Source organism: Paenibacillus sp. GCM10023252 (assembly GCF_042653305.1).
GTDB lineage: Bacteria > Bacillota > Bacilli > Paenibacillales > Paenibacillaceae > Pristimantibacillus.
Genome location: NZ_JBHSHW010000001.1, coordinates 198,365 through 210,813 on the forward strand (window position 1 = coordinate 198,365; position 12,449 = coordinate 210,813).

General features: G+C 52.8%; 8 protein-coding genes. All 8 read right to left on the reverse strand.

The features are described 5' to 3' along the window. Position 1 precedes the first annotated feature (1 nt). Positions 2-2,752 (reverse strand): translation initiation factor IF-2, encoded by a 2,751-nt coding sequence (infB, locus tag ACFO9Q_RS00955; RefSeq protein WP_379177704.1) that lies wholly within the window; start codon positions 2,750-2,752, stop codon positions 2-4. After that, entirely contained in the window at positions 2,721-3,074 is a 354-nt protein-coding gene (locus ACFO9Q_RS00960) for a L7Ae/L30e/S12e/Gadd45 family ribosomal protein (RefSeq protein WP_379177706.1), read from the reverse strand. Before ACFO9Q_RS00960 ends, infB begins: the two co-directional genes overlap by 32 nt. Next, positions 3,061-3,372: an RNase P modulator RnpM gene (gene rnpM, locus ACFO9Q_RS00965; RefSeq protein ID WP_379177708.1), complete on the reverse strand. Its 312-nt coding sequence runs from the start codon at positions 3,370-3,372 to the stop codon at positions 3,061-3,063. Before rnpM ends, ACFO9Q_RS00960 begins: the two co-directional genes overlap by 14 nt. 36 nt (positions 3,373-3,408) lie before the next feature. Then, positions 3,409-4,512, reverse strand: coding sequence for a transcription termination factor NusA (gene nusA / locus ACFO9Q_RS00970; RefSeq protein ID WP_379177710.1), 1,104 nt, complete (start codon positions 4,510-4,512; stop codon positions 3,409-3,411). A gap of 47 nt (positions 4,513-4,559) precedes the next feature. Continuing rightward, the gene (gene rimP / locus ACFO9Q_RS00975) at positions 4,560-5,021 is read right to left on the reverse strand and encodes a ribosome maturation factor RimP (RefSeq protein WP_379177712.1); all 462 of its coding nucleotides are present in this window, start codon (positions 5,019-5,021) and stop codon (positions 4,560-4,562) included. A 258-nt stretch (positions 5,022-5,279) separates the two neighbouring features. Further along, entirely contained in the window at positions 5,280-9,599 is a 4,320-nt protein-coding gene (locus ACFO9Q_RS00980; protein ID WP_379177714.1) for a PolC-type DNA polymerase III, read from the reverse strand. Positions 9,600-9,632: 33 nt separating this feature from the next. After that, positions 9,633-11,081, reverse strand: a complete 1,449-nt coding sequence (gene proS, locus ACFO9Q_RS00985; RefSeq protein ID WP_379177716.1) for a proline--tRNA ligase — start codon at positions 11,079-11,081, stop codon at positions 9,633-9,635. Positions 11,082-11,088: 7 nt separating this feature from the next. Then, the gene (gene rseP, locus ACFO9Q_RS00990; protein ID WP_379177718.1) at positions 11,089-12,366 is read right to left on the reverse strand and encodes an RIP metalloprotease RseP; all 1,278 of its coding nucleotides are present in this window, start codon (positions 12,364-12,366) and stop codon (positions 11,089-11,091) included. Positions 12,367-12,449: the final 83 nt, after the last annotated feature.

Here is a 12,449-nt window from a genome sequence, read left to right on the forward strand (position 1 = left end):
ATCACCTCTCTACGGTTTCCATGATGAAGGCTTCGATAATATCTCCTTCTTTGAGATCATTGAAGCGTTCCACGGTAATCCCGCACTCGTAGCCTTGTGCTACTTCCTTCGCATCGTCCTTGAAGCGCTTGAGCGAGTCGATCTTGCCCTCGTAGACGACTACGCCGCTGCGAATGATACGAGCTTCGGCAGAACGGGTAATCTTGCCTGAAGTTACCATACAGCCGGCAATGGAGCCAACCTTAGTAACCTTGAACACGTTACGAACTTCAGCCGTACCGATTACAGACTCTTTGTAGATTGGGTCAAGCATACCCTTCATCGCTTGTTCAATCTCTTCGATGACGTGGTAGATTACGCGGTGCTGACGGATATCAACCTTCTCTTGCTCCGCTGCTGCTTCCGCCTGAGGCTCAGGACGTACATTGAAGCCGATGACGATTGCATTGGACGCAGAGGCGAGGTTAACGTCGGATTCCGTAATGGCACCGACACCATTATGAATAATCTTAACCCGTACGCCTTCAATATCGATCTTCTGCAGGGAGCCCTTAAGCGCCTCGGAAGAACCTTGAACATCAGACTTAATAATGACGTTCAGGTCTTTAATTTCACCTTCTTTGATGTGTTTATACAGATCATCGAGAGTGACACGAGTATTCGCTCCAAGCTCGGATTGACGATGCTTGATTGCACGGCGGTCAGCAATTGCACGAGCCTTGCGCTCATCCTCGAACACCATGAATGGATCGCCAGCTAGAGGAACTTCCGTCAGGCCTGTAATCTCTACCGGTGTTGACGGTCCAGCTTCCTTCAGTCTGCGTCCCTTGTCATTCACCATCGCGCGGACACGGCCGAAGCAGTTACCTGCGACGAAGGCATCGCCAATCTTCAGTGTTCCATGCTGTACGAGTACGCGTGCGACTGGTCCCTTGCCCTTATCCAGCTCGGCCTCGAGAACCGTACCGCGAGCACGCTTGTTCGGGTTAGCCTTGTAATCATTCACTTCGGCAACGAGCAGAATCATCTCAAGCAGCTCTTCTAAGCCAATGCGCTGCTTCGCAGATACATTAACGAAGATGGTGTCACCGCCCCACTCTTCCGGTACGAGCTCGAACTCCGTAAGGGATTGCTTAATCCGGTCAGGATCAGCGCCTTCCTTATCAATCTTGTTGACCGCTACGATAATGGGCACTCCTGCTGCCTTAGCATGGTTGATGGCTTCAACCGTCTGAGGCATAACGCCGTCATCTGCGGCAACCACGATGATGGTAATGTCCGTCACTTGCGCTCCACGGGCACGCATCAAGGTGAAGGCTTCGTGACCTGGGGTATCCAGGAATGCAATCTTCTTATTGTTGATCTCGATCTGATAAGCACCGATGTGCTGCGTAATGCCGCCTGCTTCGCCGCCTGTTACATTCGTGTGGCGAATTGCATCGAGCAGAGTCGTCTTACCATGGTCGACGTGACCCATAATCGTAACGACAGGAGGACGAGCTTCCAGATCTGCATCTTCATCCTGCTCTTCTACATTCTCGAACGTATCTTCTTCAACCGGAATCTTCACTTCAACTTCCACGCCATACTCGCCGGCAACCAGTTGAATCGTATCCAGATCCACCTCTTGGTTAATCGTAGCAAGTACGCCTAAGAAGATCAGCTTCTTAATGACTTCGGAAGCATCCTTATGAAGCAGCTTGGCGAATTCGCCAACGGTCATATTGCCGCGAACGATAATTTTCTTAGGTGTGTTGTCAATTTTCTCACGTGGAGGCTGTTGTTGACCTCTGCCTCTGCCGCCCTTGCCGCCACGGTTATTGCCCTTGTAGCCGCCGCCGCGGTTGTCGTCGAAGCGGTTCTGACCCGGCTTGCCTGATCGATTGTTGTTGCGGTTATTAGGACCTCCGCCGTTGCCGCCGCGGTTGAAGCTGTCTCCCGGCTTGTCGGACGTACGGCTCGGAGCCGGACGGTTGTTATCGAACGTACGGGCTGGCGCTCCGCCTTGACCTGCACCTTGCGTACCTTGGCCTGCCGGACGGCTGCCAGCTGGACGACTGCCTTGACCGCCGCTGGAATAGCCGCCGCCGCTAGGACGGTTCCCGCCTTGACCGCCGCCTTGGCTTCCGCTTGGACGACTGCTTCCGCCTTGGCCGCCAGCTGGACGATTACCGCCCTGGCTGCTGCTGGATGAGGAAGGACGATTCTGTCCTCCTCCAGTGGAAGGACGGTTCTGGTTAGATGATGGACGGCTGCTGCTTGCTCCGCCTTGACCGCTCTGACTGCCTTGGCTGCTGCCCCCGCCTTGACGGTTTTGGCTCTGGCCGGAGTTCGCGGATACCGGACGGCTTCCTTGCTGATTAGATGGACGTTGTTCTCGCTGCTGATTTTGGTTTGGTTGCGTTGTTGTTTTGATAGAATTCATAGGCCCCTGTCTGTCTTGAGATATAGTGATGCTAGCCGGCTGCTGTGGCTGCGGCTTGTTCGTTGCTTGTGCGGGAGTAGAGGATACGGTCGCAGCAGCGGAAGTCTCTTGCGCACGCTTAGCGGCTGCGGTTGTCTTGATGTCACGGAAGAAGCCTTCCACCTTGCCGACCATCTCATTCTCCATTACGCTCATATGATTATTAACGGGCAGATTAAGCCGTTTAAGAATCGTTATAATTTCCTTGGAGCTCATATTGAGCGACTTCGCATATTCGTATACGCGGAGCTTATCTTTATTGTCCTTGCTGTCCTGTTGACTGGTCAATATTATCCACCTCCGAATGTTGGCTCAGATGACTTGCGATCATTTGTCCGAACTTGCTATCCGTTACCGCAATAATGACCCTCTCCGACTTGCCGATGGCATGCCCAAGAGCAGCTCGGTCGAAGGCTATAGCGAGTGGTACTCCATAGGTGCTGCACTTGTCGCGGAACTTCTTCTTCGTATTATCCGAAGCGTCCCCTGCCACGATGACCAGCTTGGCCTGACCCTTCTGCACCGCCTTCAGGACGATCTCATCGCCCGTCGCCAGCATCCCTGCCCGCATGGCCATGCCAAGTGTTGATAATGCCTTAGGACTCTTCATCCGCATGCTCCTTGCCAGCCAGGAACTCCTCTTCCACCGCAATGAAGTCCTGTTCTAATTGATCATAGATCAGAGCGTCTACTGGATGTTTGAGCGCACGATCGAATGCTTTTGATTTTTTGGCCAGCTTGAAGCAGCTGACCTTCCCGCATAGATAGGCTCCGCGTCCTGCCTTCTTGCCCGTAAGATCGATGAGCACCTCATCCGCAGGTGTTCGGACCACACGAATCAGCTCTCGCTTCGGCATCATTTCCTGGCAAGCAATACATTTGCGCAGCGGTACTTTTCTCTGCTTCAACGGGATCCCCCTCCTTACCTTGCAACTAGCAGGCGCTTAGGCCAAGTCAATGGAGACGGAATCCTGATGCATCGTGCCTTCCGTTGTCCGTGGACGCCCGTATTCCTGCTCCGCTTGCGTCTCGCTCTTAATATCAATCTTCCAGCCCGTCAGCTTCGCAGCCAGACGCGCATTCTGACCCTTGATACCGATCGCCAGCGATAGTTGGTAATCAGGCACGATGACTCGAGCCATCTTCTCCGCTTCGAATACCATGACCTCAAGCACCTTGGACGGGCTGAGCGCATTGGCAACATACTCATCCACATTCTCCGACCAGCGAACGATATCAATCTTCTCGCCCTTCAGCTCGTTCACAATCGTCTGTACACGCATCCCCTTCTGTCCTACGCAGGAGCCGACCGGATCCACTTCCTCATTGCGGGAATGAACCGCGATCTTGGAGCGGAAGCCCGCTTCACGAGCAACGGAGCGAATCTCCACGACGCCGTCATAGATCTCAGGCACCTCAAGCTCGAACAGCCGCTTCAGCAGGCCAGGGTGAGTACGGGATAGTATAATCTGAGGACCCTTCGTCGTATTCTCGACCTTCGTAATGAAGGACTTGACGCGGTCTCCGTGCTTGAACTTATCGGTAGGCATTAATTCCGTCAGCGGCAGCACCGCCTCTACCTTACCCAGATCGATGAACAGATTGCGCACATCCTGACGCTGCACAATGCCATTCACGATATCCTCTTCCTTGTCGATAAAAGCGTTATAGATCAGCCCGCGCTCCGCTTCCCGAATACGCTGTGTAACCACTTGCTTAGCCGTCTGAGCGGCAATTCGTCCGAAGTCGCGAGGCGTCACTTCAATCTCGGCGATATCGTCCAAGTGGTAATGCGGGTTAACCTCGCGTGCTGCTTCGGCCGTAATCTCAAGGCGCGGGTCAAGCACCTCATCAACGACTGTCTTGCGTGCGTATACTTTAATGACGCCTGTGTGGCGATTAATATCAACACGGACGTTCTGCGCGGTATTGAAGTTGCGCTTGTAACTGGAGATGAGCGCTGCTTCAATCGCTTCCAGCAGCACGTCTTTGGTAATGCCTTTGTCTCTCTCAATTTCCGATAATGCTTCAATAAAGTCCATGCTCATTGGAATGGAGTTCCCCCTTTCGAATCTAACAACAGAACCTGCAGCACCTAGAATACGATGGCTAACCGCGCGCTGGCGACCTTGGCATAAGGAATCGCCACCTTCTTCTTGCCGGTCTGCACAACCGCTTGATCATTGTCAAAAGAAAGCAGCCGGCCTTCAAACTCCTTAGCTCCCTCAATTGGCTCATAAGTGGTTATGTAAACTTGCTTGCCTACCGCTTTGGCAACATCCTCGGCTTTTTTGAGCGGACGCTCAGCACCAGGGGATGATACCTCGAGGAAGTAGGCATCCGTAATCGGATCATTCTCATCTAACTTCTCGCTTAAATATTCACTAATACGGCCGCATTCGTCGATATCGATTCCGCCGTCCTTGTCTACGAATACTCGGAGGAAATAATTGCTTCCTTCCTTCACGTACTCAACATCGACTAGTTCGAAGCCCTGGCTGTCTACGAATGGACGAACCATCTCTTCAACTACGGATTTGATTTTGGATGTACTCAAGTGGATGTGACCTCCCGAATTGGACATGCGAAGTATGGCGAGACATGGGCTTATCCTGATACACGAAAACAACGGCGCCTATATGCTGCGTCGTTGAATCAGCTATTCATATCATGTCAATACAATATGCCCGATTCAAAAACGTAAAGAGTGGGTTTCCCCACTCTTCTGCATCAAAAAGTCTCTATTACCATCATTGCCACAAAAATTATAACATAACCGCGTAAAGTGTGACAAGAAGTCTTTTCATCCAGCACGCTAGAACAAGGATAATTGATTGGATTCCGGCAAGCCGCGGAAGCATCCCATTCCGTTCAATACCTCCACAATCGTCTTGCTGGCCTTGGACTTCATCTGGAAGTCCTCAACGGACAGGAACTCCCCGTCTTCCCTGGCTGCCGCGATATTGCGGGCTGCATTGTCCCCGATGCCGGCAATCGCTGCAAATGGCGGGATGAGCGATTCACCATCTACGATGAAGTCCGTGGCATGGGAACGGTACAGGTCAATCGGCTTGAAGGAGAAGCCGCGCGCGGTCATCTCCAGTGCCATCTCGAGCAAGGAGACGGAATTCTTCTCCTTCGGTGTAGCTGCGAAGCCCTTCGCTTCAATCTCCATCAGCTTGCGCATAATCGCTTCATAGCCTTGGCACAGCAGCTCCAGGTCGAAGTCCTCTGCTCGCACCGTGAAGTATGTTGCATAATAAGCGATCGGATAATACAGCTTGAAGTAAGCCGTCCTGACTGCTGAGATGACATAGGCTGCCGCATGCGCCTTCGGGAACATGTACTCGATGCGCAGACAGGAGTCGATATACCAGCCTGGCACCTTGCAGCGCTTCATCTCCTCAATCCATTCCGGCGTAAGCCCCTTGCCCTTCCGCACACTCTCGGTAATCTTGAACGCTAGACCCGCGTCCATTCCCGCCTTGTAGATCAAGTAGAGCATAATATCGTCACGGCAGCCAATAACGGTCTTGATGTTGCACGTGCCGTTCTTAATGAGCTCCTGGGCGTTGCCGAGCCATACCCCCGTGCCGTGGGACAGTCCTGAGATCTGAAGCAAGTCAGCGAATGAGGTTGGCTGCGTCTCTTGAAGCATCTGGCGAACGAACTTCGTCCCCATCTCCGGTACTCCGTACGTCGCTACGGGCGTACGAATCTTCTCCGGCGATACCTCGAGCGCCTTCGTCGAGTTGAACATGCTCATAACCTTGGGATCGTTCATCGGAATCGTCGTTGGATCAACGCCAGTCAGATCCTGCAGCATTCTCATCATCGTCGGATCATCATGGCCGAGGATATCGAGCTTCAGCAGGTTCGCATCGAAGGCATGATAGTCGAAGTGAGTCGTCTTCCATTCTGCATTCACATCATCGGCAGGGAATTGAACCGGCGTAATATCCTCCACTTCAATATAATCCGGTACGACGACGATCCCACCCGGATGCTGACCTGTGCTGCGCTTCACTCCCGTACAGCCGCTGGCGAGCCTGTTCAGCTCTGCCCCGCGCCACTTCTTGCCGTTCTCTTCCTCGTACTTCTTGGCGAAGCCGAACGCCGTCTTCTCCGCTACGGTTCCGATCGTTCCAGCCCGGAATACGGCCTTATCCCCGAACAGCACCTTCGTGTAGTTGTGGGCTTGCGGCTGGTACACCCCAGAGAAGTTAAGATCGATATCTGGCACCTTGTCCCCCTTGAAGCCGAGGAACGTCTCGAACGGAATGTCCTGTCCCTCGCCCTTCATCGTCTTGCCGCAATTCGGACAGGACTTGGGCGGGAGATCGAAGCCGCTCGGCACGCTGCCGTCCAAGAACCATTCGCTGTAACGGCATTCCTTGTCCAGACATAGATAATGCGCTGGCAGAGGATTAACTTCCGAGATGCCGAGGAAGGTTGCAACGACTGAGGACCCTACAGAGCCCCGGGAGCCGACGAGATAGCCGTCTTCATTCGACTTCTTCACGAGCTTCTCTGAGATCAAGTAGTTCGCTGAGAATCCATACTTAATAATCGGGACAAGCTCCTTCTCCAGACGAGCCACAACGACCTCAGGCAGCTCTTCCCCGTACATGGACTTAGCCGTGTTGTAGCAGGTGCTTCGAATCTCTTCATCTGCACCTTCTAGGATTGGGGTGAACAGCTTGTCTGGGAACATCTCGTACGGTTCGAATCGTTCGGCGAGCTCTACCGTGTTAGTGACGACCACCTCATAGGCCTTAGCCTCTCCTAGATAAGCAAATTCCTTCAGCATCTCGTCCGTCGTCCGGAAGTGAGCATCCGGCTTGCGCATCCCCTTCAGCGGACTGAAGCCGGTAATGCCGCCAATGGTAATATCGCGGTAGATCTTATCCCGCGGATTGAGATAATGCACGTTGCCCGTTGCGATAACGGGCTTGTTCAGCTTGTAGCCGATCTGGCAGATGCGCCGATGAGCCTGCTCAATCTCAGCGCGGCTGCCTACGAGCCCCTTCTCAACAAGATGCATATAGAAGTCGATCGGCTGAATCTCGAGCACATCATAGAACAGCGCAACTTCCTCTGCTTCCTCCTCCGACTTGTTCAGCACCGTCTCGAAGAACTCGCCCTTCTCGCAGCCGGATATAACGAGCAGCCCTTCTCTAAGCTCGGTTAGCTTGCTCTTCGGAATACAGGCTACACGCTTGAAGTGCTCGGTGTGGGATAACGAGATGAGCTTGAATAAGTTCTTCTTCCCCGCAGCATTAAGCGCGTATATATTGCAATGGAACGGACGGGAGTTAGACAAGTCGATCCCGACATAATCATTCAGCTGATGCAGCCCCGTAATATTGCGCTGAGCCGCATCGCCGATGAGGCCGTACAGCACGCCGCCCAGTGCGATGGAGTCATCAATTGCCCGGTGATGGTTCTCCAAGCTGACCTTGTACTTGTCCGAGAGAGTATTAAGTCGATGATTCTTCATCGAAGGATGCAGGAATCTAGCTAGCTCAAGTGTATCAAGTACAGGATTCAGCACTTCAGGCAGGCCGAGCGACTTGCAGTTCGCCTGGATGAAGCCGATATCGAATCTGGCGTTATGAGCGACGAGCACCGCATCTCCGATGAAGTCAATGAATTCACGAAGCTTCGGCTCAAGCTCAGGTGCATCCCGCACCATCTCATCATTAATATTCGTTAACTGCTGAATATGATAGGGAATCTTCTCATGTGGATTAATGAAGGTTGAGAAGCGATCCACTTCCTTGCCCTCCCGCATCTTCACACCCGCAAGCTCAATAATGCGGCTGTTGATGACGGATAGACCAGTCGTCTCGATATCGAATACGACATATTCTGCTGTCGCGAGCTGCTCCTCGCGCGGGAGCAACACCATCGGAATCGCATCGTTGACGACATTGGCTTCCACGCCGAACAGCACCTTAATGCCGTTCTTCTTCGACGCCTTGAACGCATCCGGGTAACATTGCACATTGCTGTGATCCGTCACCGCTATTGCTGGATGGCCCCACTTCGCCGCAGTCTTCACATAGGTGCCTACCTGCGTTACCGCATCCATCGTGCTCATCGTCGTATGAAGGTGGAATTCAACCCGCTTCACTTCCGCATTGTCCTTGCGCTCCGGCGGTGACGGTACTTCATGGAGATCATTCGGCATCATGACGAGCTCTGGCTCCTGCATGAAGCGGTCATATTCGATGCGGCCCCGAGCCTTAATCCACTTGCCATTGGACAGCAGGCTGAGTACCTTCACATCTTCCTTCGTCTTCGCGAACATCTTCATCGCCATGGAATCAGAGAAGTCGGTTACATTGAATGTGAACAAGGTGCTGCCGTTACGCAGCTCCTTCACATCCAGTCCGAACACCATCCCTTGGACGGTCAGCTTCTTCTCCTCTTCCCGAATGTTCATGAGGGGAACAGGCTCTTCGCGTATATCATAGCCGACGGCAAGACGGAGATTCGCATCTTCCTCAGCGGAGCTGAAGCTCTCCGTCTGTGCGCTCGCCATAATCTGCTGGACCGCCTCGCGCTCCTCCTGAACGATCTTCTGAGCGAACTGCTCGTACACTTCTTGCCTGGATTCCACGATCGCGACTGCCATCTTCACCCGGCAAGCTCTGCCGAATTGCTGGTCGAAGTACTTCACAATCTCCTCGTCGATCTTCTTCTTCTTGGCGAGCTCGAGACCCGTCCCATCGTGGAACGTGACCGTCACCAGATCATTGTCTGCCTCGAGCACCGCTCGCTGCAGCCAGCCATTGACCGAAGCAATCTCATCCTGAGCCCATTCCAGGAAGGAGCTCCAATATTCCTTGACGATGTCTGAGGTTGCCGTTGAATCCTCATAGCTGAACTTGAATGACGTAGCTGCGATATGAGCGAACTTGTCCTTCACTAGCTGTGTTAAGACGTGATAGGCCTTGGAAGGAACCAAGGACGTTTTGCGGATGCAAAACGTCCATTCTCGATTGCTGCTGCTCACTATAACTTGCTCTATATATCCATCTGCGTAATAGGCTTGAATTAATTCTTGCGGCAGCTCCGCTTGCTGCATGAGCAGCTCGAAGCGATGCCGCTGGTCCCCGGTTGAGCTCATGTCTACCTCCCCTTGCCACCCGATAGCTGCCGATTAATAGGCTCGGGCAAAAACAACCGTATGCTGCGCTTCTGCTTCACATACAAGGCACTTCGTCTTCTTCACAGCAGGCTCGAACGGAATGTTGCGGCTAGTGGCGCCGGTCTCTTCCTTCACCTGCTTCTCACAAGCGGCAGAGCCGCACCAGCCGGCGTTCACGAAGCCGCGCTTCTCTTCCATGAAGGCCTTCATCTCATCCAGCGTATCAACGGACTTGAAGTTGTCTTCACGGAACTGCTTCGCGCGCTCGAACATGTCGGCTTGAATCTCTTCCAGCATCCGTTCGACTTCCGCCGCCAGATTGTCTTGAGCGACGATTCGCTTCTCTCCAGAGATTCGGGATACGAGAACGACTTGTCCATTCTCCATATCACGAGGTCCGAGCTCCAAGCGAAGAGGAACACCGCGCATCTCATATTCGTTGAACTTCCAGCCCGGGCTTACATCGGAACGGTCATCCACGCGAACGCGGAAGCCTGCCTTCTTAAGCTCTGCATGCAGTTCATCCACACGTCCCACTACTTGCTCACGGGTCTTCGCCGGACCGATTGGAATCATAATGACTTGTGTTGGAGCCACCTTCGGCGGCAAGGCTAGTCCGCGGTCATCTCCATGCACCATAATCATCGCGCCAATCAGTCTTGTACTTACGCCCCATGAGGTCGTGTGCGCGAATTGAAGGGTATTCTCCCGATCCAAGTACTTAATATCAAATGCGACTGCGAAGTTCGTTCCCAGATAGTGGGAGGTGCCTGCTTGTACCGCACGCCCGTCCTTCATCATCGCTTCAATGGAATACGTGTCGACCGCACCGGCGAACTTCTCTGACGGCGTCTTCTGTCCGACTACAACTGGGATGGCCAGGAAGCTCTCGACGAAGTCCCGGTAGATCTCCAGCATCTGCATCGTCTCTTGACGCGCTTCTTCTTCCGTCTCATGAGCCGTATGGCCTTCCTGCCATAAGAATTCACTAGTCCGCAGGAATGGCAGCGTACGCTTCTCCCAGCGTACCACGTTAGCCCACTGGTTAATCAGCAGCGGTAGATCCCGGTAAGATTGAATCCACTTCGAATACATGTGTCCGAACATTGTCTCTGAGGTTGGACGAATGGCGAGACGCTCCTCGAGCTTCTCTCCAGCTGCTTCAGTTACCCACGGCAATTCGGGATTGAACCCTTCGACATGCTCCTTCTCCTTCTGGAAGAAGCTCTCAGGGATGAACAACGGGAAGTACGCGTTGCGGTGCCCCGTCTCCTTGAAGCGGCGATCCAGGTCACGCTGAATGTTCTCCCACAGCTCATAGCCCTCAGGGCGGAAGACAATACAGCCTCTCACTGGAGAGTAGTCCATGAGTTCCGCCTTCTTAATAACATCGATATACCAACGTGAGAAGTCCTCGCTCTGAGGTGTAATCTCACTGACGAATTGCTTATCCTTGGACATAATCTAATTACTGCTCCCCTCGTACTAATCGCAAGATATCATTATAAGTAACGACCAACATTAGCAGCATAAGCATCGCGAAGCCGATGAAGTGCACCATGCTCTCTCGATTGGGATCAACCGGGCGGCCGCGAAGTGCTTCAACCCCGATGAAAATAAGGCGGCTGCCATCCAGTGCCGGCACCGGCAGCAGGTTGAATATACCGAGATACAGACTGAGCAGCGCTGTCCAGGACACTAACTGGGTTACTCCTTGCTCCGCAATCTGGCTTGTTACTTGTGCGGTCCTCACAGGACCACCAAGATCATCAAGCTTCACGTCGCCGAATATGATCTTCTTGAACCCTTCGAATATGCTAATGGTCATCGTCTTCATCAGCTTGACAGATCCGCTCATCGTCTCTCCGAAGGTGGCGGGTCTTGTTGGGTAGTTAGCCGATACACCAATCTTGCCGACACCTTTTTCATTCGGAACAGGAGTCAGCTTAATCATTAATGGCTCCCCATCGCGGATAACGGCCATCTCAATCTGCTTGCCTGGCGACTTACCAATAAGTTCAATCATCTTGTCATAATTCGTACCGATCTTCTCTCCATTAATGGAATCAATCACATCGCCCTTCTTCAATTCAGATTGCGATGCCGGCATTCCCTTAGACAATTGGACAACAATGAGGTGGTCGGAATCCTCCTTCGGGATGCCAGCCATCTGAATGTAGAGTGCGAACAATAGGAAGGCAAGAATGAAGTTCATTAGCGGTCCTGCAAAAATAGCAAGCGCACGCTGCCCTACCGTCTTTCTCCCGAATTGCCGATCGAGCGGGGCAATCTGAGTCTCTCTGCCCTTCGTAATCATAATGGCAGCAGGATGAACAGGGAATTGCTCCACTTCACCCTCTACTTCCATCCTGACGAACAGATCCTTCTCCAGATCGACAGCAACGACTTCGCCGCGAATGACATTGCTCCGCTCATCGAGACGATCCAGATAGAGCCTGGTGACTTGCCCATCCTTCACTCGTACGGCAATCGTCTGCCCGGTCTGAATCTCAACAATCTCCGGATCTTCACCGGCCATTCGCACGAACCCGCCTGCAGGAACTAACCGGAGGGTATATCTGGTCTCTCCACGCTTGATAGAGAACAGCTTGGGACCGAAGCCGATTGCGAATTCACGGACTAAGATGCCTGCCCGCTTCGCAAAGTAATAATGACCCCATTCGTGAATGCTCACGATAACGAAAAAAACAAGCACAGTCAGAAACACTACTTGAATGAGATGCATTCTATATCCTCCTAAAGGTAGCACAACACTACGTAAGCTTAAGGCCGCTCGCCTGGGCGAGCCTGTACCTTAGATTATCATTA

Bases quoted from the DNA above. Each gene is read 5' to 3' on its own strand.
- ACFO9Q_RS00960 (WP_379177706.1), bottom strand. From the start codon at position 3,074: ATGAAGAGTCCTAAGGCATTATCAACACTTGGCATGGCCATGCGGGCA.
- nusA (WP_379177710.1), bottom strand. From the start codon at position 4,512: ATGAGCATGGACTTTATTGAAGCATTATCGGAAATTGAGAGAGACAAA.
- ACFO9Q_RS00980 (WP_379177714.1), bottom strand. From the start codon at position 9,599: ATGAGCTCAACCGGGGACCAGCGGCATCGCTTCGAGCTGCTCATGCAG.
- proS (WP_379177716.1), bottom strand. From the start codon at position 11,081: ATGTCCAAGGATAAGCAATTCGTCAGTGAGATTACACCTCAGAGCGAG.
- rseP (WP_379177718.1), bottom strand. From the start codon at position 12,366: ATGCATCTCATTCAAGTAGTGTTTCTGACTGTGCTTGTTTTTTTCGTT.